Below are 24912 nucleotides of genomic sequence, written 5' to 3'. Positions count from 1 at the left end.
AACGCTAATAGACCGTCGTGAAATCAAGGAAAGGCCAACACCCGACGAGCACAGCCAAAGCGCCAATTGAGGCAGAAAAAAACTAGAAATGAAGCCACGGCAAGCAGACCACCAAACCCGCAGCAAAAAAACCAAAAAACCAAAAAAACCTCAAACCTGCCGAAGGCAATAAAGTGCAACGGCATCCAACACCGCCTCATCTTCGCCGACAGCGCCAGCGCACCGAATCAGAACAGAAGGATACGCAGCCTGACACTGCTCGACCAAAAGAGGCAAATCCTTCCTGACATGCCCACCTTGCCCAAAAAAAACCGGCACAACGGTAACCACATCACACCCGCCGGCGACGAGTCCGCTCACAGCAGTAGAAAGATCCGGCTCCATCAACTCAAGAAACGCCAACACCACAGGCTCCGAACCGCGAGCAGCCCGCAACTTCCCAGCAAGCCTTTCAAACGGCTCCCGCCACCGCACATCCCGCGCGCCATGCCCAAACAGAACAATCCCGTGCATAGCCATGACGCCAACTCCTAATGACGATCAACCCACTTCAACCCAACCAACCCAAGCACGAGATAGACGAGCCCAGGCGTCGCCGCAGTCAAAGGCGCAGGCCAGGTATTCAACGTACCGATATGCGAGAACAACGTGTTGAAGAGCTGAAAACTCATCCCCAGCATAATCCCGCCAAAGACTTTCATCCCCACCACGCCAGCGCGCGTATGCAGATATGCAAACGGCAACGACAGCACGAGCATCACGAACACCGCAAACGGATAAAGCAGCTTGCGCCACAACGCAATTTCATACCGCTGGGTGTCCTGATGATTCTCGGTCAAATGCTGAATGTAGCGAAACAGATTGAACATCGACATACGATCCGGCGACACCAGCAGCACCGACAGAATCTGCGGCGTCAACTCCGAGCGCAGCGAATATTCTGGCACTGACACCTGCTGTGCCCGATATACAGGATTCAGCGCGTCGGCCGGCGTGCCCGACGGAGGAGGCACGTCGATCAGTTGCGTATCGGTCACGCCAGTCAACTGCCAATGGCCCGGGGGCTGATACTTGCCGCTCTGCGCAGTCCGCACGTTCGAGAGACGGAATTGCGAATCGAATTCATAGATGCGCACATTGCTGATCGTCGCGTCAGGCTTCAGCTCGCCCACGTTCACGAAGCGTGTGACCTGTTCGCCGTCCGCGCGCGCGGTGAGCGTATCTTTCACCCACACACCAGACTCGAAATTAGTCGACACGGATGATCCGAGCGCCTCGAGCCGCACACGTTCGGACAACTGGTCCGTGTAAGGGCCGACCACTTCGCCGATCAGATACGTGAGCAGCACCAGCGGAATGCCGATCTTCAGCAGCGAACGCAGCGCCTGATTGGTGGCAAGCCCGGACACGCGGAAAATCGTGTACTCGGAGTTCGCCGCCATTTGTGCGAAGACATAGATCGCACTAATCAAAGCGGCGACCGGAATGATTTCATAGAAGCGCGACGGCGTTTGCAACGCAACCCGCAGCACCGCGTACTGGAACTTGTAGTTGCCGTGGCCAACCGAGTTCAGTTCGTTGATCAGGTCGAAGAAGAAGAATAGACCCGAAAACGCAAACAGAATGAAGACGAACGTGAGGTAGACCTGACGCGCGAAGTACCTTTCATAAATGCGCATCGGTCAGGCCCCCTGCGAACGGCTGAACGACGCCCGCGTGAATAGCGGCCGGTTGCGCACACGCAGCCAGAAAATGAACGCGACGATCGCCGCAACGATCACATGCAGGACCACCAGCCCCACGCTGAATGACATCTTGCCCTGCTCGATCCACGACTGCACCACGTTCAACAGGTTCGAATACGTCAAATAGATGAGAACGGCCATCACCAGATTGATGGTGCGGCTGCGCCGCGGGTTCTGGTGCGCGAGCGGAATCGCCAGCAGCATCAGGTTGATCGCGATGAGCGGCAGCCCCGCGCGCCAGGCAAATTCGGCCAGGTTCTCGTTGGTCGGATTGCGCAGCAGCGTGAGCGTGGGCAGGCCGGTGGTAGTGGGCGTGCTGACGACCGGCTGGCTCTGAATCTTCACGCCATAGCGCTCGAACTCCATGATCCGGAAATCCGGGTGGCCCGGTTCGCCGTCGTAGCGGCGGCCGTTTTCCAGCACGACGAAGCGGTCACCGTTCTTATGCGTCTCGGTATGGCCGTTCTTCGACACCACCACATTGACCTTGCCGTTTTCGGTGCTGGTCACGAACACGTTCTCCACGTGCCCCTGGTCGGGCGACATCTTCTCTATGAAGAACACGCGGTGGCTTGTGGCCGACTCGCGGAACTGGCCCGGCGCGAGCAGCGAGACCTCGTCACGCTGCTGGAAGCGCGCGCGGATCAGCTTGCTCTGCTGGTTCGACCACGGCCAGCCGACGAACACGAAGAACATGATGAGGATGATGATCGGCGTGGCAAAGATGCCGATCGGCTTGATGAACTGCGTGAGGCTTACGCCCGAGGACAGCCACACGACCATCTCGGAGTCTTTGTACCAGCGTGTCAGGACGAACAGGATCGACACGAACAGGGTCGCGACGAGCATGATTGCCAGGTAGCCGATCACGGTCAGGCCGATCAGGACCAGCACGTCGCGCGGGTCGATCTCGCCCGAGGCTGCGAAGCCGACGATGCGGATCATCATCGTGGTCAGCACGAGCGTGAGGAGAACCATGAACACGGCACCAGCCGTATACGCGAGCTCGCGCTGGAGGGAGCGTTCGAAGATCATTATTGATGACGAGAGGGGGCGCTCTCAGTGGCGCGCGGGTTACTCCCCGTCACACCCCTGGTGCAGCCGCCGCGGGAAAAATAGCGGATAATTGCGGCTTTCATCCTAAGCCCAGATTTTATCCGAGGACAAGCGCGATGGACTTTAGCATAAAAGCCTGTGATTGGACCAAAGGCTCGTCAAACGGTTTCCTGACGGGGAAATCCGATTGCATCGTAATCGGTGTGTTCGAGTCGCAAACGCTCTCGGGCGCGGCTCTTGAGATCGACGAGGCCACCCGCGGCCTGCTGACCCGCATCATCAAGGCCGGCGACATGGAAGGCAAGGCGGGCACCACGCTGTTCCTGCACGAAGTGTCGGGCATCGGTGCCTCGCGCGTGCTGCTGGTCGGCCTCGGCAAACAGGACGCTTTCAGTCAGAAAGCCTACGTCGAAGCCGTCCGGGCCGCCTGGCGCGCGCTGCTCGCCACCAAGATCGTCCAGGTGACCTTCACGCTTGCCCAACTGCCGATCCTCGAGCGTTCGTCGGATTGGGGCGTGCGCGCCGCGATCCTGGCCCTGCGCGAACTGACCTACAAGTTCACGCAGATGAAGAGCAAGCCGGAGAACTCGGCTCGCGCTTTGAAGCGCATCGTCTTCAGCGTCAACACCGGCGACGAGAAGGCCGCCAAGGTGGCCGCGAAGCAGGGCGCCGCACTCGCCAACGGCATGGACCTGACGCGCGACCTCGGCAACCTGCCGAGCAACGTCTGCACGCCGACCTACCTCGCCAACACCGCGAAGAAGCTCGCCAAAGACTGGAAGATGAAGGTCGAAGTGCTCGGCGAGAAGCAGGCTGAAGCGCTCAAGATGGGTTCGTACCTGTCGGTCACGGCGGGTTCGACCGAGCCGGCGCAATTCATCGTGCTGCAGTACCAGGGCGGCGCCGTGAAGGCCGCGCCGGTCGTGCTGGTCGGCAAGGGCGTGACGTTCGACACGGGCGGCATCTCGCTCAAGCCGGGCGAAGGCATGGACGAGATGAAGTACGACATGTGCGGCGCCGGCTCGGTGCTGGGCACGATGCGCGCCGTCGCCGAAATGGGCTTGAAAATCAACGTTGTGGCCATCATTCCGGCGGTCGAGAACATGCCGTCGTCCACGGCCACCAAGCCGGGCGACATCGTCACCAGCATGAAGGGCCTGACGATCGAAGTGCTGAACACCGACGCCGAAGGCCGCCTGATCCTGTGCGACGCGCTGACCTACGCGGAGCGCTTCAAGCCGGCCGCGGTAATCGACGTGGCCACGCTCACGGGCGCCTGCATCATCGCGCTGGGCCACCACAACAGCGCCCTGTACTCGAAAGACGATGCGCTGGCGGGCGAGCTGCTCGACGCATCGCGTGAAGCATCCGATCCGGCCTGGCGCATGCCGCTCGACGACGAGTATCAGGACCAGCTCAAGTCGAACTTCGCGGACATGGCTAACATCGGCGGCCGTCCGGCCGGCAGCGTGACGGCGGCGTGCTTCCTGTCGCGCTTCACCGAAGCGTATCCGTGGGCGCACCTGGATATCGCGGGTACGGCCTGGAAGGGCGGCGCGGCGAAGGGCGCCACCGGCCGTCCGGTGCCGTTGCTCGCGCAGTTCCTGATCGACCGGGCCGCTGACGGTCGGGCCGCGGACGGTCGCGCTGCACAATGATGCAATGCAGTAGCGTTGCATACGCGGCAGCAAATCCGGCAGCAAGCCCAGCAACAAGGCAGGCCGTAGTCGCAAAGCGGAGCCGCCGATGACGAGAATCGACTTTCACTCGAACGTCGGCGATTCGCTGCTGTATGCGTGCCGCCTGATCCGCAAGGCGTATCAGGCGGACCAGCCGACCATCGTGCTGGCCGAGCCCGCGCGCCTGCGGGCCTTCGACGAACTGCTGTGGACCTTCTCGCCGCTCGACTTCGTGCCGCACTGCATGGCGGGCACGCCGCTTGCGGCACAAACCCCAATCGTGCTGACCTCGAGCCTCGACGACGTTCCGCACCATCAGGTGCTGCTCAATCTCGGTGCCACGGTGCCGGCGCAATTCGCGCGCTTCGAGAGATTGCTGGAAGTGGTCGGTAACGCACCAGACGAACTCGCCGCGGGCCGCGAACGGTATCGCTTCTATCGCGATCGCGGCTATGCTTTGAACAACTACAAGCAAGGCGGCTAGATCCCGTTGCGCCCGCGCCGCATGGCGCCGGGTCCTGAGGATTCGGCACTCGGCGCCGCCGCCTGCTTCCGTTCCGACTCAAACACGGAGAGTGTGCGTGTCCGATCCCAATGACGATTCCATCCCAGTTCTGCACGAGGTTCTCGTGCCGGGCCATGCTGTGCCGTCGCAGCCAGCGTCGAGCGGCACAGCGCAGCCCGACGCGCCGCGCGAGCCGGAGTTCCGCACGGAGCCGGTGCTGACGCCGCAGCAGGAGCCCGCCGTGGCGCCTGAACCCGCCGCCGTGGCGCCGGAACCCGAGCATGGCCCTGACGACGCCGCGCATGCCGCGGAAGAAGCGGCGCATGCGTCGCAGCCGGCCGACCCTCATCACCCGAAAAAGCGCTCGCGCGCGCATCATGGCGCGGCAGCGCGGCATCCGCACGGGGGTGTGGATGCGCCCTCAGCGGGCGTGTTCGACCGGCTTGAGCCGGCCACGCCCTTCGAGGCGGGCGCCACCGTGCCGCCGGATATCGTTCACGACGTTCACTAGAGCGCCGCGCTGGCGCACCCGGGTCTTGATGCCGAGGTCATCGCCGAGAACCTACGCGGGCGCTTCGCGGGCTTTCTGACGGGCGAAGGGCGCGCCATCATCGAGGCGCACAGCCGCGCGGCGTTGCAGGAACACACCACGTGGCTCGTCAACCAGATCACGCGTGAAGTGGCGCTGACGCTGGAGAGCGAAATGACTGGCTGGGTGCGGGAAGCGGTCGAGGCAGAGATCGCGCGGCGTTCGGGCCACGCCTGATTGGGTGAAACGCTGGCGTTGTGAGCGGCGCCGGCGCGTTGCGCCTCGAGCGCGGCGCTTTCGTCTGGAGATCGTTATTTGAGCGTCAGCACCCAGCTCGCCAGCGTGGCGGCCTGGTCGGGCGTGAGTTGCGTGTTGGCGGGCATCGGCACAACCCCCCATACCCCTGTGCTGCCGTCCAGAATTTTGTGCTTCAGGTACGTGGCGGCGTCGTCGCGGTCGGCATATTTCGCCGCGATGTCATGCAGCGCCGGACCCATGAAGGGACGCGTCACCGCGTGGCAACTCATGCAGTTCTGTTGCTGGGCCAGCGAGAGTCCGGCGGCTTCGGCATGCGCCGCCGGACTGCCGGCGCCTAAAGTAACGCCCAGCATGCCCGCTACGGCAAGCGCTGCATACGACATGGATTTCATTCTGGTCTCCGCCGGTGCAGGTGCCCGACTAGTGGTGCTGGCATTATAAAAGGAAAGGGGCGCACGGTTTTTCGTGCGCCCCTTTCGCTTTTACGTAGCTTAGCCCGCGCTTTAGCCCGAGCCTTAGCCCGTAATAGCGCCCTTGTTGGCCGGCAGCGCCAGCGCGAAGTATTTCGCCATCACGCCACTCGTATAACGCGGCTTCGGCTGTTGCCAGGCGGTGCGGCGGCGCTGGAGTTCGGCGTCGTCGACGTTCAGTTGCAGCAGCAACTGGTGCGCGTCGATCGTGATCGAGTCGCCTTCCTGCACGAACGCAATCGCGCCGCCCACGAAAGCCTCCGGCGCGACGTGGCCGACCACCATGCCCCAGGTGCCGCCAGAGAAGCGGCCGTCGGTGATCAAACCCACGGTTTCGCCGAGACCCTTGCCGATGATCGCCGACGTCGGCGCGAGCATTTCCGGCATGCCGGGGCCGCCCTTCGGGCCGAGGTAGCGCAGCACCACCACGTCGCCGGCCACGATCTTGTCGGCCAGAATCGCTTCCAGCGCGCTTTGCTCGTCGTCGAACACGCGAGCCGGGCCGGTAATCACCGGGTTCTTCAGGCCGGTGATCTTGGCGACCGCGCCGTCAACGGCCAGGTTGCCCTTCAGGATCGCGAGGTGGCCCTCCTTGTAGAGTGCCTTATCCACCGGAAAAATCACCTGCTGATCGGCGCGCGGCTTGGCCGGCACGTCCTTCAGTTCTTCGGCGAGGGTCTTGCCGGTGATGGTCATGCAATCGCCGTGCAGAAGGCCCGCGTCGAGCAGGATCTTCAGGACTTGCGGAATGCCGCCTGCCTTGTGCAGATCGGTCGCCACGTACTGGCCCGACGGCTTCAGGTTGCAGAGCACCGGCACTTTCTTGCGCATGCGCTCGAAGTCTTCGATGCTCCATTCCACTTCCGCCGCATGCGCGATCGCCAGATAGTGCAGCACGGCATTGGTCGAGCCGCCGGTCGCCATGATCAGCGCCACGGCGTTTTCAATCGACTTCTTCGTGACGATGTCGCGCGGCTTCAGATCCTTCCGGACCGCTTCGACCAGCACGCGTGCCGATTCGGCGGCCGAATCGACCTTCTCCTGATCGGGATTGGCCATGGTCGACGAATACAGCAGCGACATGCCCAGTGCCTCGAACGACGAGCTCATCGTATTCGCGGTGTACATGCCGCCGCACGAACCCGTGGTCGGGCAGGCGTTGCGTTCGACCCCTTCGAAGTCTTCCTGCGACATCCGGCCCGCTGTGAATTCGCCCACGGCTTCGAACGACGACACGATGGTCAGATCGGTGCCCTTCCAGTTGCCCGGACGGATCGTGCCGCCGTACACGTAAATGCTCGGCACGTTCGTGCGCAGCATGCCGATCATCCCGCCCGGCATGTTCTTGTCGCAGCCGCCGATCACGACCACGCCGTCCATCCATTGGCCTTGCACGCAGGTCTCGACACAGTCGGCGATGACTTCGCGCGACACGAGCGAGTACTTCATGCCTTCGGTGCCCATCGACATGCCGTCCGAGATCGTCGGCGTGCCGAAGATCTGCGGATTCGCGTCCGACGCCTTGATTGCGGCGACAGCCGCGTCCGCGAGCCGCTGCAGGCCGGCGTTGCAGGGGGTGATGGTCGAGTGGCCGTTGGCGATGCCGATCATCGGCTTGTCGAAGTCTTCCTTCTGATAGCCGAGCGCGTAGTACATCGAGCGGTTCGGCGAGCGCGCCACGCCTTGCGTGATATTCCTGGAACGACGGTTGTATGCCATGGGGAACTCCAGTCTGTTTTGTTTTGATCGGTGCCTGATCCTGACTGCGGCGGTGCGGACGCCGGCCGTGCCGACGCGTCAGTTCAGTTTAGTGCCGGGGCGTCGCACAAGGATGCAGTTTTGCCAGGCGCGCATCCAATATATTATTCGTGGCTCATTAGGTCGTAAAATGTATTAATCATGCTGCCTGCCATTCCCGACCTGCGCCAGTTACGCTATTTCGTCACCGTCGCCGAAGAAAAGCACTTCGGGCGGGCGGCCGTGCGCCTGTCCATGACGCAGCCGCCCCTGTCGCAGGCGATCCGGGCGCTCGAGGAGACGCTCGGCGTCGAACTGTTCGCGCGCACCAAGCGTTCGGTCGAACTGACGCCGGTGGGCGCCGATCTGCTGCCCGAAGTGCAGCGCCTGCTGGCGAGCGCCGAGGCGTTGCGGCCGCTCGCGCAGAGCCTGGCGCGCGGCGAAGCCGGCGTGCTGTCGCTGGCGTTCGTTTCCACCGCGGATTACGGCTTGCTGCCGCTGTTGCTGCGCGACTTCGGCGCGCGCCACCCGCGCGTGCGGCTCGAATTGACCGAAGCCACCAGCGACGTGCAGGTGGAGGAACTGATGGCCGGGCGCATCGACGCGGGCCTCGTGATCGCGCCGCTGCCGTCGCGCCACGCCACGCAACTGTCGTGGCTGCCGATCGCGCGCGAGCCGCTGGTGATCGCCATGTCGACGGAGATGGCGGCGCGGGTGTCCGGCGCGGCCGCCGCTCATGCCGACCCGCGCGCCGAGTGGCTGGACACGCCGATCAGCCTGCGCGACGTGGCCGACGCGCCGCTCGTGATCTTCCCAAGACGGCTGGCGCCAGGCTTTTATGACATCATTATGGATTGCTACGGCGTAGCGGGCCTCGCGCCCCGGATCGGCCAGGAAGCGATCCAGATGCAGACGATCGTGAGCCTCGTGTCTGCCGGCATGGGTGTCGCACTGGTGCCGCAATCGTTGCGTAATCTGCGCCGCACCGGCGTGGTGTACCGGCCGCTCGCCGAGTCGGTGCCCGCGATCGAGACAGGCCTGGTCTGGCGCACGGCGGAGGTGAGTCCGGTGCTGGCCGGTTTCATCGAGATCGTGCGGGCGCACGCCGCGACCGTCGAGGCCCAGTCAGCCGCCGCGCCGCATGTTTAGCGGCGCCGCAGCGAACGCATGGCGGGCTGGACCGTCCAATGCATGCGCCGCATGGTGCGGGGACCGCCGCCCATGCCTGCAAAACCCGCTTCTGAACCTGAACTGCCCATAACAACACGATGCTCATTCACCCGAATTTCGACCCCGTTGCCATTCATCTGGGGCCGCTCGCAGTGCGCTGGTATGGACTGATGTACCTCGTCGCGTTCATCGCGGCAATCGTCGTCGGCCGGCTGCGTCTGCGCTTGCCGTACGTCGCCGCGCAAGGCTGGACCGCGAAAGATATCGACGACATGCTGTTCTACGGCGTGTTAGGCACGATTCTCGGCGGCCGGCTCGGCTACGTGCTGTTCTATAAAGCGAGCTTCTATTTCGCGCATCCGCTCGACATCTTCAAGGTGTGGGAGGGCGGCATGTCGTTTCACGGCGGCTTCCTTGGCGTGACCTTCGCCATGGTGCTGTTCGCGTATCAGCGCAAGCGCTCGTGGCTGCAGGTCACCGACTTCGTCGCGCCGATGGTGCCGACCGGGCTCGCGGCGGGCCGTCTCGGCAACTTTATCAACGGTGAGTTGTGGGGCCGTGTGACGGACCCGGCTGCGCCCTGGGCGATGCTGTTTCCAGGCGCCGCGCCCGACGACGCCGCATGGCTTTCCGCGCATCCGCAACTGGCCGCGCAATGGCATCTGAACGAAGTGTTCGCGCAATATCACATGCTGCCGCGTCATCCGTCCGAGCTGTATGAAATTGCGCTGGAAGGTGTGGCGCTCTTTTTCGTGCTGTTCTTCTTCTCGCGCAAACCGAAGCCGATGGGCGCGATTTCCGCGGTGTTCCTGATCGGCTATGGCCTCGCGCGCTTCACGGTCGAATTCGCGCGCGAGCCGGACGATTTCCTCGGGCTGCTGGCCATGGGGCTTTCCATGGGGCAATGGCTGTCGCTGCCAATGATCCTCGGCGGTATCGCCATGCTCGTGTGGTCGTATCGCCGCGCGCGCCGCGAACCGGCGCAGGCCGTCAACGCGAGCTGAGCGCTACGCTTTATCGTAGCGAGTGGTCAATAAAAAACGCCACGGCATGCCGTGGCGTTTTCTTTGGCGAGCCGCGCATCGCGCGCGCAGTGTTACTTCATCTGCACCGAGCCCGACACGTTGACGGTCACGGTCGACGTGCCGCCTTCAATCGGCACGGGCGCCGAGGCCTTCGCGTCGGCGCTCATGGCGCGGGCGCTCATCATCATCGGACGGGGCATCACGCCGTTGTGGCCGACGTTGACCTCGCGAATCGAATAGCTGTTGTAGCCGAACGCCTGCGCGGATGAAGCGGCCTGCTCGCGGAACGATTTGATCGCTTCGCCGGTGAGCTTCTGCTCGGCGGCGCGCTGTGCCTCAGGCGAGAGCGAGAACTGGACATTGCCGACTTGCATGATCGATGCCATTTGACCCGCGAGCTTCGACGCCGCCGCGAAATCGTGCGATTCGAGCACGATCTCCGTGCGGCCGCGCCATGCGGAAATGCGCCCGTCACGGTCGGTGGACGGGAAGATCGAGAACGAGCCCGTGCGGGCGGTCACGCCGCTCACGCCCTTGGCTTTTTGCAGCGCCGAATCGGCGCGCTGATTCAGCGTTGACGTGAGCGCCGACGGATCGCTCGCTTCCTGCTCGTAGAACAGCGTGATATCGACGACGTCTTGCGGCACTTCCGCGCTGGCTTGTGCGTTCAGCGACAACACGCCCGCGGGCTGATACGGCGCGGCGGCTTGTGCGCGGGCCATGGCCGGCGTCAGCGCGAGCGCGGCCGGTGCCACGCAGGCGAGGGCGAGAGCGAGTGCACGTGCGGTGTTTTTCGTCATTGTTGGACTCCTTGCTAGAACAGGGTTGTGCACGATTGGGGTGAACGCCGCGCAATGGCATGGCGTTTGCGCGTCCCTTTTGTGAGTCCGTTAGGCGCTTGTAACCCGGGCTTGGTTCCCAGGTTTAACGTTGCTTTAACGTTTGCGCTGCCACGTATGGCACACGCCCGATGGACATTCTCTTGCGGGCCGATCAATCGCGTGCTTTCAGGCGAGCCGTTTGGTGATGAAGCGCCATTCGGCTTCGGTCACCGGCGTAATCGACAGGCGGTTGCCTTTGGCGAGCACGCGCATGTCCTTGAGTTCGTCGTGCTCGCGCAGCGCGGCAAGCGGAATCAACGGAATCTTCTTTTTGAACACCACGTCGACCAGCAGCCAACGCGGTGTTTCTTGCGACGACTTCTCGTCGTAGTAAGGACTCTTTTTGTCGAACTGCGTGGGGTCGGGATAAGCGGTGGACGATACCTCCGCGATTCCCGCGATGCCGGGCTCAGGACAACTCGAGTGATAGAACAGCACGCCGTCGCCGACCTGCATCATGTCGCGCATGAAATTGCGCGCCTGATAGTTGCGCACGCCGGTCCACGGCAACGTGCGTTGCGGTGCGTTAGCGAGATGGTCGATGCTTGCTTCGTCCGGTTCGGACTTCATTAGCCAGTAGCGCATGAATCGAATTGAACGTTAAGAGGTTGACGATGCGGATGGTTGGATCGAAACGTATCGAGGCGCTCAACATGCGTCAAACAGGCGTTGAACAGGTGCTCAACAAGCGCCCAAAGAAAAACGGCACCGAACCGAAGTCCGATGCCGTTCTAGATAAGGTCCCCGCCTTAGCCGCTAGGCCGGCATCCTGAACCGGGGGTTCAGAATTGGTCGCAGTTAGCAACACTTCGGGTACATCAGACAGAGTGACGCGCACACCCGTGCTACAAATTTCCGCAACCGTGCACATGGCATTGGTTCAAGGAATATATGACCTTGGCGAACCAGGCAGGGAAGCTAAACCGATGATGCTAAACCTATTGGACTCAAACGTTTGCCAGCCAATGCTCACACATTCCGTTTGAATCCGCAACCGATCTCAGGACCGGCTGCTTGAGACACTGCAATGCCGCTACTGGCTACTTTACTGCATGCTGTACTGCTGAATCACAGTACCCAGTTGCTCGTTCATTTGGTGCATTGTACGCCGGATTTCCTCAGCGGGAAATGCTTCTCCGTGTCGCACGCTCGTTTGCAGCTTAAGCAGTTCCGATGCCAGCGACAGCGCAGCCATGACGGCAATGCGATCCGTGCCGCGCACGTTGCTGTTGTTGCGGATCTTCGACATCTCGGCGTCGACACGTGCAACCGCTTCGAGCAGCGCACCTTCGGTTTCAGGCGAGCAGGCGAGGCGATAGGGCACGCCGAGAATCGATACTTCGATCTGCTTGGTGGTCATGCATTTTCTCCGTGGCGGGTCGCGTCGCTCTCGGCTTCGGCTTCGTGCTGAGCCGGTTCGAGCAGATCGAGCTGGTTATCCGGCTCGCTGTGCGCGCGGGCACGCGGCAGCTTTTCGATAATCGCATTCAGGCGCACCTGTGCGTCGTCGATTTTCGCGGACAGTGCGTCGCGTTCCGCTTGCAGCGCATCACGCTCCTCGCGCAGCATTGCAAGTTCCGTGCGCGTGGCTTCGGCTTCGGCGCGCGCCTGGGCGAGTTGCTCTTCGAGCGCGAGACGCGCGTCATTGTGGCGCTGGCTGATCGCGATCAGCTTGCCGATATTCTGTGAAAGTGTTTCGAGTTCGGTGAGCATGTGCTGCGTCCTCTAAAGACATCGCATTTTAGCGCGGATTGCTGCAGGTTCCGATAATTGTCTCGTTTCGAGACGTAACAACATCGCTTTATGCCGCCTTTTATCGAACCTTTGATGAAAAAGTACTCATGCGTCGGACGATAAGCCGCGTGCAACAGAACATATTGCCTATGGCCCCGGCATTCTTGACGGACCCCGAGGCCGCTCCTAAACTGGCCGCACTCTGGTGCTCGCGTGCGTTTTTCAACGGCGCACGCAGTTAAACGGGAAGCAGGGCGCGCCGTTCACCTGAACGCGCCAACCTGTGCTGCCCCCGCAACGGTAAGCGACCGCATTCATCATGCAGGTCGATCCTGATCGTGTGTTCGAGGTTCAACACGCGAGTGTGCCACTGCGCGTTACGCGTGGGAAGGCGGGATCGATGCATCGCCAGCCCGGATACCGGCCAGAGGGAGAGGACTGTCCCGCGCGACAATGTTAAATACGCGGGCGCCTCGTTACGCATCGGCCTGCGGGGAAGCGGGCTGCGCACGCTATCCACAGGAATCTCATCCCATGTTGTCCCCTATCGCTCGCGCGGCGTTACTCGCCTTCGCGAGCCTGCCGAGCGTCGCGCATGCGCAGGCCGCTTCGTCTTCATCGCCATCTACGCCGGCGGCGAACGCCTCGACCGCGAGTCCATCGCCCACGGTATTGTCGCCCGTTGTCGTTACCGCGGATCGCGGGCCGCAAGCACTTGCCGATACGATCCCGCAGACTTCGCTGTTCGATCAGCAGGATATCGCCGACACCACCGCGACCGACTTGCCCGGCCTGCTGCAACTCGCGCCAGGCGCGCAGATTTCGCGCACCGGTGGCCCGGGTTCAACCACGAGCCTGTTCTTGCGGGGGGCGTCGTCGACGCAATCGCTGGTGCTGATCGACGGCGTGCGCGTCGATTCGGTGAGCCTGGGTTCGTCGCAACTCGCGCAGATTCCGCTCGACCAGATCGATCACGTCGAGGTGGTGAACGGCAACGTGTCCGCGTTATACGGGTCGGGTGCGATCGGTGGCGTGGTGCAGGTGTTCACGAAAGACGGCGGCGACCATCCGCCGCGTTTCAATTTTTCGGTGGGCTACGGCAGCTATCACACGCAGACGCAGCAGGCGGGCGTGAACGGTGCACTGGATAAAGACGGCAACACGACCTTCAGCATTTCGCTCGCGCGTTCGAAGGACGACGGCTTCTCGTCGCTCAATCCCCTCGAGGCGCCCAACGCCAATCCGAATGCAAACGGCTATCTGAACGAGAGCATCACGGCCTCGTTGCGCCACAAGTTCAACGACAAGTGGGACGCCGGCGTCAGCTATTTCCAGTCGAACGGCAACGACAGCTACGACAACGCCTATGGCGCGCCGACCGATTTGAACAATCTGTACAGCAAAGTGCGACAGGTCTCCGCGTTCGCGAACGGCAAGCTGACCGACTGGTGGACGACCCACTTCGTCGTCGCCGAGGGCGATGACCGCAGCGTGTCGAATACCAACGGCGTGTATAACGGCCGCTTCGACACCGACAATCGCCAGTACACGTGGCAGAACGATTTCGCGCTGGCCGCGCAGCAGAAGCTGCAGGCAGGCTACGAGCATCTCGATCAGAGCCTCGACTCGGATACGTTCGCGGCGCCGGACCGGCATGTGGATTCGGGCTTTATCGGCTATACGGGGCGCTTTGGGCGCAACCAGATTCAGGCCAACGTGCGGCGCGACCAGTATTCCGATTTTGGCGGAGCAAACAGTTACTATCTCGGCTACGGTTTCGATATCACCGGGAATTGGAAGGTGACCGCAAGCTATTCGGATTCGTTTCGCGCACCGAGCTTCGACGATCTGTACTATCCAATCAGCGGCAATCCATCGATCCAGCCGGAGCGCAGCCACTCGATTGAAGCGGCGCTGCAGTACGCATCGACTGCGCTCGGCGTGATGCGTGTCACCGCATTCCAGACGCGCTATTCGGATCTGATCGACTATCCGCAGGTGTCGCCCGGCATCTACCTGGCTGAGAACGTGGGCCGTGCGAAAGTGCAGGGGCTCGAAGGATCGTGGAGCGGCCATGTCGGCAAGACGGACGTGCGTGCGTCCGTCACGCTGCAAAACCCCGTCGACCTCGACAACGATGTCGACCTCGTGCGGCGTGCGCGGCGCTTCGGCTCGCTGACGGTGAATCGTAGTATCGCGGGGTGGCGCGTGGGCGGCGAGTGGATCGTGAGCGGCCCGAGTAACGATAGCAGCGGCAAGCTGGGCGGCTACGGCGTCGTGAATCTGTCGGCGCGCTACAACTTCACGAAGGCATGGTACGTGGCGGCGCAAATCCAGAATCTGTTGAACAAGGACTATGAAACGGCCTACTCGTATAACTCGCCGCGGCGCGGTGCGTATCTCACGCTCGGCTGGCAGCAGCAGTGACGGATACGCTGCGTTGAGAGCGCACGGATGAATCGCCATTCGGGTCCGATGCCTGCCGCAACGCTGCGCGTGATGAGCGCGAAGCGTGCGGCCGCGATCTGGTGCGCGCTCGCTGTGATTGCGCTGGCGGTGCTGATGGCATCGCTCGCGCTCGGCAGCGTTGCGCTCGCACCCATGCATGTGCTGGCCGCGCTGATGCCGTCGCATGGTTCGCCTGTCGGCTCCGCCGATCTGGCCGGCGAGATCGTCCGCACGCTGCGTTTGCCGCGTGCGTTGGCCGGTTTCGCATGCGGCGCATTGCTCGCGTTGGCGGGCGCGCTGCTGCAAGTGCTGTTGCGCAATCCGTTAGCCGAGCCCTATGTTTTGGGCGTATCAGGCGGGGCGGCGACCTTCGCGCTCGTCGCGATGATCGCCGGCTGCGCATGGTGGATCGTCGACGCCAGCGCGTTTGCCGGCGCATTCGTTTCGATCCTGCTGGTGCTCGGCCTCGCGCGCCGGGAGTTGTGGCGCGGCGAACCGCAGGACACGTCGCCCCGTTTGCTGCTGACCGGCGCGGTGATCGCCGCGGGTTGGGGGGCATTGATTACCTTGCTGCTCAACCTCGCGCCTGACAATCGTCTGCGCGGCATGCTGTTCTGGCTGACCGGTGACCTCAACGGCGGCGCGATGCCATGGGTGGCGCTCGCCACGCTCGTCATCGTGCTGGTGGCGATCGTGCCCGCCGCGCCGCGTCTGAATGTGCTGCTGCGTGGCGACGCGGCCGCGCAGGCGTTGGGCGTCGCGGTGATGCCGCTGCGCTTGCGGGTGTATCTGGCGGCCTCGCTGGCGGCGGCCGCGGCGGTGACGACGGCGGGCACCATCGGCTTTGTCGGGCTGGTCGTGCCGCATATGCTGCGGCTCGCGTTCGGCAACGATCAGCGCATGCTGCTGCCGGGCGCCGCGCTCGGCGGTGGCGTCGCGGTGATGGGCGCGGACCTGATCGCGCGCACCGTGATCGCGCCGGGCCAGTTGCCGGTTGGCGTGATCACCTCGATCATCGGCGTGCCAGTGTTTCTGTGGATGCTGTTGCGCCGCCGCAGATGATGCAAGCTCACGACGCCTCCCCATCCGTGCTCAGCGCGCAAGATCTGACCTTGCGGGCCGGTACGCGCACTTTGCTCGAGGCATTCACGCATACGTTCTATAGCGGCGAGATCTGGTGCGTTGCCGGTCCGAACGGCGCGGGCAAGACCACGCTGCTGTCCACGCTCGCGGGTCTGCTGCGGCCCGCGGCGGGCCATGTCGAACTCGACGGCGTGCGCGTGGCCGACTGGCCGCCGCTGCCTCTCGCGCAACGGCGCGCGCTGATGCCGCAAAGCGCGCCTGACGCGTTCAGCGCGAGTGTGCTCGATATCGTGCTGCTGAACCGCTTCCCACACCTGACCGGCTGGGGCTGGGAGCGCGAGGCTGACCGCGAGGCGGCCATGGCCGCGCTGAACCTGCTGGGTCTTGCCGCATTCGCCGCACGCGATGTGCTCTCGCTCTCGGGCGGCGAGCGTCAGCGCGTGGCGCTGGCCGCGGTGTTGTGCCAGGACGCCCCCTTGCTGCTGCTCGACGAACCGCTGTCGCATCTCGATCTGCATCATCAGATCGACTGCCTCGAGGCGCTCGCTGCCTGGACGCGCGAGCCTCGGCGTACAGTGATGTTTTCGTGCCATGACCTGAACCTCGCGCGCCGCTTCGCGACCCATGCGCTGCTGCTCGATGGCGAAGGCGGCGCCTATGCCGGACCGGCGCGCGACGTGCTGACCCCGGCGCGAGCAAGCCGTGCGTTTGGCTATCCGTTGATTCTGATTCGCGACGGGGAGCACGAGGCATTGATTCCCGCGCCGCGTTCGTATCATGAATCGCTGGCGGATCATGACACGCCGGCAAGCTAACCGTTTAATCCAGACAGACTCTTTTCAGAAACGCTCATGACTTCATTGCCACGTTTTCCCGGACTGCCCGAAGTCGAACCGCTCGATCAGTCGCTGCGCGCCGAGTTGCAGCACATCATCGACACGAAGACCAAACCGCCTGGCAGCCTGGGCCGCCTCGAGACGCTCGCGCGTCAGATGGGCCTGATTCAGCGCACCACGCATCCCACCGTGAACCGTCCCGCGATGATCGTGTTTGCGGGCGATCACGGCATTGCCGCGGAAGGCGTCAGCCCCTATCCGCAGGCGGTGACCGCGCAGATGGTCGCCAATTTTCTCGCGGGCGGCGCGGCGATCAACGCCTTGAGCCGGGTCGCGGGCCTCGAACTCGAAGTGGTCAACGCGGGCATCGCGACGCCGTTGCCGTCGACGGCAGGACTCGTCGACATTCCGGTCGCGGCCGGCACGCGCAACTTCGCGCACGAGCCCGCCATGACGCGCGACCAGGCACTCGCCGCGATGCGGGCGGGCGCGCTGCGCGTGCGGCACCACGCGGCGCTCGGCAGCAACGTGATCGGCTTCGGCGAGATGGGGATTGCCAATACCTCCGCGGCCGCATGTCTGATGAGCCGTCTGTGCGGCGTGCCGATCGACGAATGCGTTGGGCGCGGCACGGGGCTCGACAATGCGGGACTCGCCAGAAAGCGCAACGTGCTGGCGTCGGCGCTCGCGCATCACCCCGTTTCCACCGATCCGTTCGAGGTGCTCGCCACGTTCGGCGGCTTCGAGATCGCGATGATGGCGGGCGCCTATCTCGCGGCGGCCGAGGCTCGCATGACGATTCTGGTCGATGGCTTCATCGCTACCTCGGCATTGCTGATTGCCGACGCCCTGGCGCCGAGCGTGCGGGAGTACTGCGTGTTCGCGCATGCGTCGAACGAAGCGGGGCATCGGCGCATGCTCGATCATTTCGGCGCGCAGCCGTTGTTGGCGCTCGACATGCGTCTGGGCGAAGGCAGCGGCGCGGCGCTCGCGGTGCCGTTGCTGCGCGCGGCGGCGGCGTTCGTGAACGAGATGGCGAGCTTCGAATCGGCAGGCGTCGCAAATCGCGATGTCTGATCCGTCAGACGAGAACAGGTACCTGGTTCACCTATGAATCCGCTCGCGGAACTGCGCTACTTCTTCACGGCGCTCGGCTATTTCACGCGGGTGCCGGTGCCGCGCTGGGTTGGTTATGAGCCGCACTATCTGAACGCGGCGGCGCGCTATTTTCCGCTGGTTGGCGTATTGATCGGCGGATTGAGCGCGCTTGTCTATCTCGCGGCGCTGCGGGTGTTTCCTGCGGGCGTGGCGGTGTTGTTGTCAATGGCTGCATCGCTCCTCGTGACCGGCGCGTTTCACGAGGACGGCCTCGCAGATTGTGTCGATGCGTTCGGTGGCGCCTATACACGCGAAGATGTATTGCGAATCATGCATGATTCGCGCATTGGGGCTTTTGGCGCCATTGCTCTCGTCATTGCACTAGGGTTGAAGTGGCAAACGCTTGCCGCGTTGCCGCCGATGCGCGCCGCGGGCCTGATGATTGCCGCGCATGCGGCGAGCCGGACGTTCGCAATCAGCTATCTGGCAACGCTCGACTATGTGCGTGCCGAAGGCAAAGCCAAGCCGGTCGCGCAGCGCTTGAGCGGTGCTGCGCTGATCTGTGCAGCGCTATTCGGCGTGCCCTGGTTGCTGTTGCCGAACTGGCTCGAAGCGCCGGATTGGCGCTTTGCGGGCTCCGTGCTGGCAGTTCTGGTTGTGCTGCGCATCGTCCTGGGCTGTTATTTCGTCAGACGCATAGGCGGCTACACCGGCGACTGTCTCGGCTTCGCGCAGCAGATTTTTGAATTGAGCATTTATCTGGTGGGGCTCGCATGGATATCGTCCTGATCCGTCATCCCGCAGTCGCGCTCGATGCGGGCGTGTGCTATGGCCACAGCGATGTGGCGCTCGCCCAAAGGGCCGAGATCTCGTCGACGGCGCTGGCCCTGAAGCTGGCGACCTTGCAAGTGCCCGCGCCACGCGTATTGATATCGAGTCCGTTGACGCGCTGCTCTGCGCTTGCCGTCGAGTTGGCGAACGACTTCGGCTGCGTGGTCAGTCACGACGATCGTCTGAAGGAAATGAACTTCGGCGATTGGGAAGCGCAGCGCTGGGACGACATCGACCGTGAGCTGCTCGACGACTGGGCGACCAACTTCGAACACGCGCGCGCGCATGGCGGCGAGAGCGTGGCGCAGTTCGTCGAGCGGGTGCGCTCATGGCTCGGCGCGTTCGTGCAGACGCGCGAGTTGTCGCCGGCTTATGTGGTCACGCATGCCGGTGTGATGCGGGCTATCGCGTCGATCGTGCTGGACGTGCCGCTGGAACGCTGTCTGCGCTGGTCGCTCGATACGACCGGGATTGTCTGCTTGCGCAGGAATGATGAAACGCAGCAGTGGTCGCTGGTGCGCTGGAATGCGTGAGCTTTGCCGTGGTTGATTTCCGTCGTACTACTGCGCGCCGGCTTTTCTGCGCGAGCGCGCCACTTCGAGATCCTCACACAATTGCCTCGCGCCTTGCGCAATGCGCGGTGCCGGGCGGTTGATCAGATCGCCGTCGATCGCAAACAGATTGTTGTTCGCGACCGCAGTCAGACTCGGCCATGCGCGCCATTGGCCGAGTTGAGGCAACGTCCTGTCCGGTTGAGTAGCGCCTGGCGCCGCCGTGACGATCGCTTCCGGATTCGCTGCGAGCACCGCTTCGGTGGAGACCGTCGGCACCAGCGGTTCGAGTTGGGCGAACACATTGCGGCCGCCGCATAGCGCGATCACGTCGCTGATCATATGCGCGCCGTTGAGCGTCATTAGCGGTTGATCCCATACCTGATAGAACACGCTGACGGGCGGCCGGTTCGCATAACGCGAGCGCAACTTCGCGATGTCCTGGCGGTAGGCGGCCGCCGCCGCATCCGCGGCCGGCGACGTGCCCAGCAATTGTCCGAGCTTCGTCAGCGACACGGCCACGTCGTCGAGATGATGCGGTTCGCTGAAGAACAACGGAATGTGCATCTCGCGCAGGCGGTCCAGTTGACGCTGCGCGTTGCCATGCCGCCACACGACGATCAGGTCGGGCTTCAACGCGACGATGCGTTCGAGGTCGAGCGCCTTGTTGTCGCCCACGCGCGGCAACTGCTTCGCTTCAGGTGGAAAGTCGCTGTACGACACCGCGCCGACCACTTTCGCGCCGCCACCCGCGGCATACAGCAGTTCGGTGACATGAGGCGCGAGGCTGATTACGCGCTGCGCGGGGGCGGGCAAGGTGACGCTCGCGCCGCTGTCGTCGATGACGGTGATCGCGGCCTGCGCGTGCAGCGCGGCGCAAATGAGCGGTGCAGCGAGCGTGAAGCGGATGAGTCGGGGCATCGGGCGAGGTGTTGGAAGACGCGAAGTCGGCATGAGACGGGTGCGGGTTGTCGCTACATCAATCCGCGCGTGCGGAGATGGCCTGAACCGCTTCGCGCAGTGTTTCGTCGAAACGGGTCCACTCTGCCTCGCTGGCGGGCAAGCCGAAACGCACGCTTCCCGACGACGTGAAAAGACGCGTCCATACACCGCGCCGCGCCAGCGCTTCGTGCAAAAAGGCGGCGCGTGGTTCGTCGGTCCACGCGAAGAGCGGCGTGCCGCGCGAGCTGAATCCTTGCGCATGCAACAGCTTGACGAGGCGCGCGCTTTCGGCGGCGAGCAGGGCGCGCATGTGTCGTTGCCACGCGTCGTCGGCGAAAGCGGCTTTGACCGCGTGACGCGCGGGACCACTGACTGTCCATGCGCCGAGCGCCTGGTTCAGCTCATCAAGCAACGCAGGCGCGCCGAGTACGAAACCCGCGCGCACACCCGCCAGGCCGAAGAATTTCCCGGGCGAGCGCAACACGATCAAACCGTCGCGATGCGTGCTCGCCGCAAGTGAAGCCGAAGGCATCGCATCGGCAAACGCTTCGTCGACAAGCAGCGTTCCGCCGCGTGCGCGCAACTCGGTATGCCACTGCAACAGTTTCTCAGCGCTCAGATGCGTCGCGGTCGGATTGTTAGGATTCACGACGACCGCATGTGTGAGCGAGTCGGGCAAGCTTTCCCGATTCACGTCAAGCGGTGCCACTTCGTGACCGGCGCGTTCGAACGCGGGCGCGTATTCGCTGTAGGTGAGCGGCGCGATGCCGACGCGTGCGCGCGGCAGCAATGCGGGCAGCGCGCGAATCGCCGCCTGGCTGCCGGCGACGGGCAGCACGTGCGCGGCATCGGGCGCGCCGTAGTAGCGCGCGGCACAGGCGGCGAGGTCGCCGCCGTCGTCGGGCAGGCGGCGCCACGCGTCGGCGGGAACCGGCGGGACCGGATAGCCGTGCGGATTGATGCCCGTCGACAGGTCGAGCCAGTGCGCGCACGGAATACCGTACCGTTTGGCCGCTTCGTGCAGATTGCCGCCGTGCACGACGGCATCGTTAGACGTGCGCATTTCGTTCGCGCGGCCAGTCGTTGAATCAGGCATGGAAGGGCACGCTCAGCAGCGCGAGCACGATCAGCACCGCCAGCCAGAGAATGATCGTGCGCTCCACCAGCATCAACGCGGCGGTGACGTGCGCGGCTTTTGCCGGCTGGCCGAAGCCGAGCGTTGGCCGGTATTCGAGTGCGCCGTGATAAACCGCCGGGCCGCCGATCAGCACGTTCAGGCTGCCCGCGCCGGAGGCCATCACCGGCCCGGCATTCGGGCTGTCCCAAAGCTGTGCCTGCTCGCGCCAGCAGTGCCACGCGGTGTGCGTGTCGCCGAGCAGGGCGTAGCTGGCGGCGGTCAGGCGCGCGGGAATCCAGTTGAGCACGTCGTCGAGGCGCGCGGCAGCCCAGCCGTAGCGCAAATAACGCGGCGTGCGATAACCCCACATCGCGTCGAGTGTGTTGGCGAGGCGAAATCCGAGCGCGCCCGGACCGCCCGCAATCGCGAACCAGAACAAAGCGCCGAAAATCGCATCGTTGCCGTTTTCAAGCGCCGATTCGACGGCGGCGCGCGACAGCGCGGCTTCGTCGGCATTGGCGGTTTCGCGCGACACGATCCGTGCGGTCAGCAGGCGAGCCTGCGCCAGATCGCGCTGTGTCAGCGCCTGCGCGATCGGCGCAATGTGATCGTGCAGGCTGCGCGCGCCCAGCGCGAACCACAGCAGCACCACATGTACCGCACAGGCCGCGTAAAACGGCAGCATGGCAATCAGCGCCCACGCGATCAGCACCGGCGGCATGACCGCCAGCGACCACGCCAGCAACCCTTTGAGCCGCAAGCGGCGGCCGGTGTTGTAACGCGCTTCGAGCCGCATCGCCCATTTGCCGAATCCCACCAACGGATGCGCGGTGCGCGGCTCGCCAAACCAGCGGTCGACGGCGACGCCCGCAGTGGCTAGCGTCACGAGTAGAGGAAGCGACAGCATCACGCTCGGCTCGCAGTTTTCAGCGCGAGCGGCAAGCCCGCGACCATCATCGTGGCCTGCGTGCTCAGAGCGGCAATGCGCTGGTTGAGCCGCCCGATCTCGTCGACGTAAAGCCGCGTGGCCGCCCCAAGCGGCACCACGCCCAAACCGATTTCATTGCTGACCACGATGACCTTGCCTTTCGCGTTGACTAGCGCCGCCTCGAGCGCGGCGATGTGCGCGTTCACTTGATCGGCCGACAGCGCGTCGCCTTCGGGCGGACACAGCAGATTGGCGAGCCACAACGTCAAGCAGTCGATCAGCATGCAGTGGCCGGGCGCGTCGATCTGCTTCACGGCGCCGGCGAGATCGATATCCGCTTCGAACAGCCGCCAATGCGCCGGACGTCGCTCGCGATGATGCGCGATACGCATGCTGAATTCGGCGTCGTCCGCGACGCGCGCGGTGGCGACGTAGGTGACCGGCAGGGCACTGTCGCGGGCAAGCTGCTCGGCGTGCACGCTCTTGCCCGAACGGGCGCCGCCGAGAACGAAGGTGAGGTCGCGGGGAGTCATCGCATGATTGTACCGGCGTGCAGCACGGGCCGGCGCGATGGGATAATGCCGCGTGCCACGCACTTGATTGCTGCACTGCGTTGCCGCGCGACAGTTGTGCTGCCGACCGATTGCGCCGTGCACACCGCCGCTTGCTTCATCGAACATTCTCATCGCCGAGCCCGACATTCCGTGACCGCCACTTCGACATCGCATGACGCTATCCCCGTGCCGCGCGGCACGCTGATGATTCAAGGCACCACGTCCGATGCGGGCAAGAGCACGCTGGTGGCCGGCCTGTGCCGGCTCGCACGCCGCGCGGGAGTGCGGGTCGCGCCGTTCAAGCCGCAAAACATGGCGCTCAATAGCGCGGTGACGGTCGACGGCGGCGAGATCGGCCGAGCCCAGGCTCTGCAAGCGGTGGCCGCCGGCATTGCTGCACACACCGATCTGAATCCAGTACTGCTCAAGCCGACCAGCGACCGTGGCGCGCAGGTGATCATCCACGGCAAGGCGCGCATGAATCTCGACGCGCGCGCCTATCACGACTACAAACCCGTTGCTTTCGAAGCGGTGCTGCAATCGTATGAACGGCTGCAGGCGGCGTATGAGACGATTTTTGTCGAAGGCGCAGGCAGTCCCGCCGAGATCAATTTGCGCGACCGCGATATCGCCAACATGGGTTTCGCGGAGGCGGTCGATTGCCCGGTCGTGCTGGTGGCCGACATCGACCGTGGCGGTGTATTCGCGCATCTCACGGGCACGCTGGCGTGCCTGTCCGAGAGCGAGCAGGCGAGAGTGCGCGGCTTCATCATCAACCGCTTTCGCGGCGATGTCGGTTTGCTGAAACCGGGGCTCGACTGGCTCGAGGCGAAGACCGGCAAACCGGTGCTCGGCGTGGTGCCGTATCTGCACGGCCTCACGCTCGACGCGGAAGACATGCTGCCGCCCGAATTGCGCGCGGCCCACCGCGGCGACGCGGCGCGCATGCTCCGCGTGGTCGTGCCGGTGCTGCCGCATATCAGCAATCACACGGATTTCGATGCGTTGCGCGCGCATCCGCAGGTCGATTTTCATTACGTGCGAAGCGGCATGCCGATGCCGCCGGCCGATCTGATCATCCTGCCGGGCTCGAAGAACGTGCCGGGCGACCTTGCGTTTCTGCGCGCGCAAGGCTGGGATGCGGTGCTGCAAAAGCATCTGCGTTATGGCGGGCGTGTGATCGGCATTTGCGGCGGCATGCAGATGCTGGGGCGCGAAGTGGCGGACCCGCATGGAGTGGAGGGCGCGCCGGGCGCGTCTGCGGGACTCGGCTGGCTCGACTACTCGACCGTCCTTACGCGTGAGAAGACGCTGAAGAACGTGACCGGCCGCCTCGCGTTGCCCGGCTCGCCCGAAGTGGCCGGCTACGAGATTCACATGGGCGAGACCCACGGCCCGGCGCTGGATGCGCCCGCGCTGCAATTGGACGGTGCGCAGACGGCGCGCCCCGACGGCGCGATTTCCGCCGATGGTCAAATTCTGGCGACCTACGTGCACGGTCTGTTCGACACACCGGCCGCGTGCACCGCCTTGCTCGCGTGGGCGGGATTGAGCGAGGCCGAGACGATCGACTATCCGGCGCTGCGCGAGGCGTCGCTCGATCGTCTTGCCGATACGCTGGCCGAACATCTCGATCTGGCGAAGCTGTTTGCGGCGATCGGTTGACCCGGATCAGCCGCGCAGACCTGATTAAATCCTATTGAGAAATAATAAAAGCTCCGGCGGTGGTTTTTCG

General features: G+C 63.9%; 26 protein-coding genes, 1 other RNA gene and 1 riboswitch. Of the genes, 13 read left to right on the top strand and 14 right to left on the bottom strand.

Features of this window, described 5'->3' with window-relative positions:
* Positions 1 to 150: 150 nt before the first annotated feature.
* The 3 genes from A6V37_RS38425 to lptF are packed head-to-tail and all read right to left on the bottom strand — an operon-like array spanning position 151 to position 2780.
* A complete protein-coding gene (locus A6V37_RS38425; RefSeq protein ID WP_064269025.1) occupies positions 151 to 519 on the bottom strand; it encodes a sirohydrochlorin chelatase in 369 nt (122 codons plus the stop codon).
* An 11-nt stretch (positions 520 to 530) separates the two neighbouring features.
* On the bottom strand, positions 531 to 1679 hold the full coding sequence (gene lptG / locus A6V37_RS38420) for an LPS export ABC transporter permease LptG (RefSeq protein WP_064269026.1): 1149 nt from the start codon (positions 1677 to 1679) through the stop codon (positions 531 to 533).
* 3 nt (positions 1680 to 1682) lie between these two features.
* A complete protein-coding gene (lptF, locus tag A6V37_RS38415; RefSeq protein WP_064286949.1) occupies positions 1683 to 2780 on the bottom strand; it encodes an LPS export ABC transporter permease LptF in 1098 nt (365 codons plus the stop codon).
* Positions 2781 to 2917: 137 nt separating this feature from the next.
* On the opposite strand from lptF, the gene A6V37_RS38410 reads away from it, so the two are divergent.
* The 4 genes from A6V37_RS38410 to A6V37_RS43310 all read left to right on the top strand — a co-directional run bounded on the left by A6V37_RS38410 (position 2918) and on the right by A6V37_RS43310 (position 5751).
* Positions 2918 to 4459, top strand: a complete 1542-nt coding sequence (locus tag A6V37_RS38410; protein ID WP_064286948.1) for a leucyl aminopeptidase — start codon at positions 2918 to 2920, stop codon at positions 4457 to 4459.
* Positions 4460 to 4547: 88 nt separating this feature from the next.
* A complete protein-coding gene (locus A6V37_RS38405) occupies positions 4548 to 4964 on the top strand; it encodes a DNA polymerase III subunit chi (RefSeq protein ID WP_064269029.1) in 417 nt (138 codons plus the stop codon).
* A gap of 97 nt (positions 4965 to 5061) precedes the next feature.
* Entirely contained in the window at positions 5062 to 5496 is a 435-nt protein-coding gene (locus tag A6V37_RS43315; RefSeq protein WP_425262297.1) for a hypothetical protein, read from the top strand.
* A 9-nt stretch (positions 5497 to 5505) separates the two neighbouring features.
* Entirely contained in the window at positions 5506 to 5751 is a 246-nt protein-coding gene (locus tag A6V37_RS43310) for a DUF2486 family protein (RefSeq protein WP_425262298.1), read from the top strand.
* 74 nt (positions 5752 to 5825) lie between these two features.
* On the opposite strand, the gene A6V37_RS38395 is transcribed toward A6V37_RS43310, so the two are convergent.
* The gene (locus tag A6V37_RS38395) at positions 5826 to 6164 is read right to left on the bottom strand and encodes a c-type cytochrome (protein ID WP_064269031.1); all 339 of its coding nucleotides are present in this window, start codon (positions 6162 to 6164) and stop codon (positions 5826 to 5828) included.
* A gap of 123 nt (positions 6165 to 6287) precedes the next feature.
* Positions 6288 to 7961: a dihydroxy-acid dehydratase gene (gene ilvD, locus A6V37_RS38390; RefSeq protein WP_064286947.1), complete on the bottom strand. Its 1674-nt coding sequence runs from the start codon at positions 7959 to 7961 to the stop codon at positions 6288 to 6290.
* 180 nt (positions 7962 to 8141) lie between these two features.
* Here ilvD and A6V37_RS38385 point away from each other — a divergent pair, with 180 nt between their 5' ends.
* Both A6V37_RS38385 and lgt read left to right on the top strand, forming a co-directional pair.
* Positions 8142 to 9128, top strand: a complete 987-nt coding sequence (locus tag A6V37_RS38385; protein WP_064269033.1) for a LysR family transcriptional regulator — start codon at positions 8142 to 8144, stop codon at positions 9126 to 9128.
* A gap of 119 nt (positions 9129 to 9247) precedes the next feature.
* Positions 9248 to 10153: a prolipoprotein diacylglyceryl transferase gene (gene lgt, locus A6V37_RS38380; RefSeq protein ID WP_064269034.1), complete on the top strand. Its 906-nt coding sequence runs from the start codon at positions 9248 to 9250 to the stop codon at positions 10151 to 10153.
* A 92-nt stretch (positions 10154 to 10245) separates the two neighbouring features.
* On the opposite strand, the gene A6V37_RS38375 is transcribed toward lgt, so the two are convergent.
* The 5 genes from A6V37_RS38375 to A6V37_RS38355 form a co-directional block, all read right to left on the bottom strand.
* Positions 10246 to 10974 (bottom strand): SIMPL domain-containing protein, encoded by a 729-nt coding sequence (locus A6V37_RS38375; RefSeq protein WP_064269035.1) that lies wholly within the window; start codon positions 10972 to 10974, stop codon positions 10246 to 10248.
* Positions 10975 to 11181: 207 nt separating this feature from the next.
* A complete protein-coding gene (locus A6V37_RS38370) occupies positions 11182 to 11640 on the bottom strand; it encodes an EVE domain-containing protein (protein ID WP_064269036.1) in 459 nt (152 codons plus the stop codon).
* A 152-nt stretch (positions 11641 to 11792) separates the two neighbouring features.
* A non-coding RNA gene (gene ssrS, locus A6V37_RS38365) (6S RNA) lies at positions 11793 to 11974 on the bottom strand.
* A gap of 126 nt (positions 11975 to 12100) precedes the next feature.
* The gene (locus tag A6V37_RS38360) at positions 12101 to 12415 is read right to left on the bottom strand and encodes a cell division protein ZapA (protein WP_064269037.1); all 315 of its coding nucleotides are present in this window, start codon (positions 12413 to 12415) and stop codon (positions 12101 to 12103) included.
* Entirely contained in the window at positions 12412 to 12768 is a 357-nt protein-coding gene (locus A6V37_RS38355) for a hypothetical protein (RefSeq protein WP_064269038.1), read from the bottom strand. The genes A6V37_RS38360 and A6V37_RS38355 overlap by 4 nt, the downstream gene beginning before the upstream one ends.
* Positions 12769 to 12975: 207 nt before the next feature.
* Positions 12976 to 13232, top strand: a riboswitch (cobalamin riboswitch).
* A gap of 91 nt (positions 13233 to 13323) precedes the next feature.
* Here A6V37_RS38355 and A6V37_RS38350 point away from each other — a divergent pair.
* Genes A6V37_RS38350 through cobC form a run of 6 tightly spaced genes read left to right on the top strand, consistent with a single transcriptional unit; the run spans position 13324 to position 19618 of the window.
* Positions 13324 to 15216, top strand: a complete 1893-nt coding sequence (locus A6V37_RS38350) for a TonB-dependent receptor domain-containing protein (RefSeq protein ID WP_064269039.1) — start codon at positions 13324 to 13326, stop codon at positions 15214 to 15216.
* A 27-nt stretch (positions 15217 to 15243) separates the two neighbouring features.
* Entirely contained in the window at positions 15244 to 16299 is a 1056-nt protein-coding gene (locus tag A6V37_RS38345) for a FecCD family ABC transporter permease (RefSeq protein ID WP_064286946.1), read from the top strand.
* Complete coding sequence (locus A6V37_RS38340; RefSeq protein WP_064269064.1) at positions 16296 to 17135, top strand: ABC transporter ATP-binding protein; 840 nt, start codon at positions 16296 to 16298, stop codon at positions 17133 to 17135. Before A6V37_RS38345 ends, A6V37_RS38340 begins: the two co-directional genes overlap by 4 nt.
* Positions 17136 to 17171: 36 nt before the next feature.
* Positions 17172 to 18233, top strand: coding sequence for a nicotinate-nucleotide--dimethylbenzimidazole phosphoribosyltransferase (gene cobT, locus A6V37_RS38335; RefSeq protein ID WP_064286945.1), 1062 nt, complete (start codon positions 17172 to 17174; stop codon positions 18231 to 18233).
* Positions 18234 to 18266: 33 nt separating this feature from the next.
* Positions 18267 to 19043 (top strand): adenosylcobinamide-GDP ribazoletransferase, encoded by a 777-nt coding sequence (locus A6V37_RS38330; protein ID WP_064286944.1) that lies wholly within the window; start codon positions 18267 to 18269, stop codon positions 19041 to 19043.
* Positions 19028 to 19618: an alpha-ribazole phosphatase gene (gene cobC / locus A6V37_RS38325; protein WP_064269043.1), complete on the top strand. Its 591-nt coding sequence runs from the start codon at positions 19028 to 19030 to the stop codon at positions 19616 to 19618. The genes A6V37_RS38330 and cobC overlap by 16 nt, the downstream gene beginning before the upstream one ends.
* A gap of 27 nt (positions 19619 to 19645) precedes the next feature.
* On the opposite strand, the gene A6V37_RS38320 is transcribed toward cobC, so the two are convergent.
* The 4 genes from A6V37_RS38320 to cobU are packed head-to-tail and all read right to left on the bottom strand — an operon-like array spanning position 19646 to position 23156.
* Complete coding sequence (locus A6V37_RS38320; RefSeq protein WP_064286943.1) at positions 19646 to 20557, bottom strand: cobalamin-binding protein; 912 nt, start codon at positions 20555 to 20557, stop codon at positions 19646 to 19648.
* A 58-nt stretch (positions 20558 to 20615) separates the two neighbouring features.
* Positions 20616 to 21674 (bottom strand): threonine-phosphate decarboxylase CobD, encoded by a 1059-nt coding sequence (gene cobD / locus A6V37_RS38315; protein ID WP_064286942.1) that lies wholly within the window; start codon positions 21672 to 21674, stop codon positions 20616 to 20618.
* Positions 21667 to 22602: an adenosylcobinamide-phosphate synthase CbiB gene (gene cbiB, locus A6V37_RS38310; protein ID WP_064269046.1), complete on the bottom strand. Its 936-nt coding sequence runs from the start codon at positions 22600 to 22602 to the stop codon at positions 21667 to 21669. Before cbiB ends, cobD begins: the two co-directional genes overlap by 8 nt.
* A complete protein-coding gene (cobU, locus tag A6V37_RS38305; RefSeq protein ID WP_064269065.1) occupies positions 22602 to 23156 on the bottom strand; it encodes a bifunctional adenosylcobinamide kinase/adenosylcobinamide-phosphate guanylyltransferase in 555 nt (184 codons plus the stop codon). Before cobU ends, cbiB begins: the two co-directional genes overlap by 1 nt.
* Positions 23157 to 23381: 225 nt before the next feature.
* Between cobU and A6V37_RS38300 the strand changes: the two genes are divergently transcribed.
* On the top strand, positions 23382 to 24842 hold the full coding sequence (locus A6V37_RS38300; RefSeq protein ID WP_242665832.1) for a cobyric acid synthase: 1461 nt from the start codon (positions 23382 to 23384) through the stop codon (positions 24840 to 24842).
* Positions 24843 to 24912 lie beyond the last annotated feature (70 nt).

This window comes from Paraburkholderia ginsengiterrae, from assembly GCF_001645125.1.
In the GTDB taxonomy this organism is placed as follows: domain Bacteria; phylum Pseudomonadota; class Gammaproteobacteria; order Burkholderiales; family Burkholderiaceae; genus Paraburkholderia; species Paraburkholderia ginsengiterrae.
This window is presented reverse-complemented; position numbering and strand designations above follow the sequence as displayed.

Excerpts from the sequence above, each read along its gene's own strand:
- A6V37_RS38410 (WP_064286948.1), top strand. The coding sequence starts at position 2,918 with ATGGACTTTAGCATAAAAGCCTGTGATTGGACCAAAGGCTCGTCAAAC.
- lptG (WP_064269026.1), bottom strand. The coding sequence starts at position 1,679 with ATGCGCATTTATGAAAGGTACTTCGCGCGTCAGGTCTACCTCACGTTC.
- A6V37_RS38350 (WP_064269039.1), top strand. The coding sequence starts at position 13,324 with ATGTTGTCCCCTATCGCTCGCGCGGCGTTACTCGCCTTCGCGAGCCTG.
- ilvD (WP_064286947.1), bottom strand. The coding sequence starts at position 7,961 with ATGGCATACAACCGTCGTTCCAGGAATATCACGCAAGGCGTGGCGCGC.
- A6V37_RS38330 (WP_064286944.1), top strand. The coding sequence starts at position 18,267 with ATGAATCCGCTCGCGGAACTGCGCTACTTCTTCACGGCGCTCGGCTAT.
- A6V37_RS38345 (WP_064286946.1), top strand. The coding sequence starts at position 15,244 with ATGAATCGCCATTCGGGTCCGATGCCTGCCGCAACGCTGCGCGTGATG.
- A6V37_RS38300 (WP_242665832.1), top strand. The coding sequence starts at position 23,382 with ATGATTCAAGGCACCACGTCCGATGCGGGCAAGAGCACGCTGGTGGCC.
- cobC (WP_064269043.1), top strand. The coding sequence starts at position 19,028 with ATGGATATCGTCCTGATCCGTCATCCCGCAGTCGCGCTCGATGCGGGC.
- A6V37_RS38340 (WP_064269064.1), top strand. The coding sequence starts at position 16,296 with ATGATGCAAGCTCACGACGCCTCCCCATCCGTGCTCAGCGCGCAAGAT.
- A6V37_RS38385 (WP_064269033.1), top strand. The coding sequence starts at position 8,142 with ATGCTGCCTGCCATTCCCGACCTGCGCCAGTTACGCTATTTCGTCACC.
- cobT (WP_064286945.1), top strand. The coding sequence starts at position 17,172 with ATGACTTCATTGCCACGTTTTCCCGGACTGCCCGAAGTCGAACCGCTC.
- A6V37_RS38375 (WP_064269035.1), bottom strand. The coding sequence starts at position 10,974 with ATGACGAAAAACACCGCACGTGCACTCGCTCTCGCCCTCGCCTGCGTG.
- cobD (WP_064286942.1), bottom strand. The coding sequence starts at position 21,674 with ATGCCTGATTCAACGACTGGCCGCGCGAACGAAATGCGCACGTCTAAC.
- A6V37_RS38395 (WP_064269031.1), bottom strand. The coding sequence starts at position 6,164 with ATGAAATCCATGTCGTATGCAGCGCTTGCCGTAGCGGGCATGCTGGGC.
- A6V37_RS38370 (WP_064269036.1), bottom strand. The coding sequence starts at position 11,640 with ATGCGCTACTGGCTAATGAAGTCCGAACCGGACGAAGCAAGCATCGAC.
- lptF (WP_064286949.1), bottom strand. The coding sequence starts at position 2,780 with ATGATCTTCGAACGCTCCCTCCAGCGCGAGCTCGCGTATACGGCTGGT.
- A6V37_RS38425 (WP_064269025.1), bottom strand. The coding sequence starts at position 519 with ATGGCTATGCACGGGATTGTTCTGTTTGGGCATGGCGCGCGGGATGTG.
- A6V37_RS38360 (WP_064269037.1), bottom strand. The coding sequence starts at position 12,415 with ATGACCACCAAGCAGATCGAAGTATCGATTCTCGGCGTGCCCTATCGC.
- lgt (WP_064269034.1), top strand. The coding sequence starts at position 9,248 with ATGCTCATTCACCCGAATTTCGACCCCGTTGCCATTCATCTGGGGCCG.
- cobU (WP_064269065.1), bottom strand. The coding sequence starts at position 23,156 with ATGACTCCCCGCGACCTCACCTTCGTTCTCGGCGGCGCCCGTTCGGGC.
- cbiB (WP_064269046.1), bottom strand. The coding sequence starts at position 22,602 with ATGCTGTCGCTTCCTCTACTCGTGACGCTAGCCACTGCGGGCGTCGCC.
- A6V37_RS38405 (WP_064269029.1), top strand. The coding sequence starts at position 4,548 with ATGACGAGAATCGACTTTCACTCGAACGTCGGCGATTCGCTGCTGTAT.
- A6V37_RS38355 (WP_064269038.1), bottom strand. The coding sequence starts at position 12,768 with ATGCTCACCGAACTCGAAACACTTTCACAGAATATCGGCAAGCTGATC.
- A6V37_RS38320 (WP_064286943.1), bottom strand. The coding sequence starts at position 20,557 with ATGCCCCGACTCATCCGCTTCACGCTCGCTGCACCGCTCATTTGCGCC.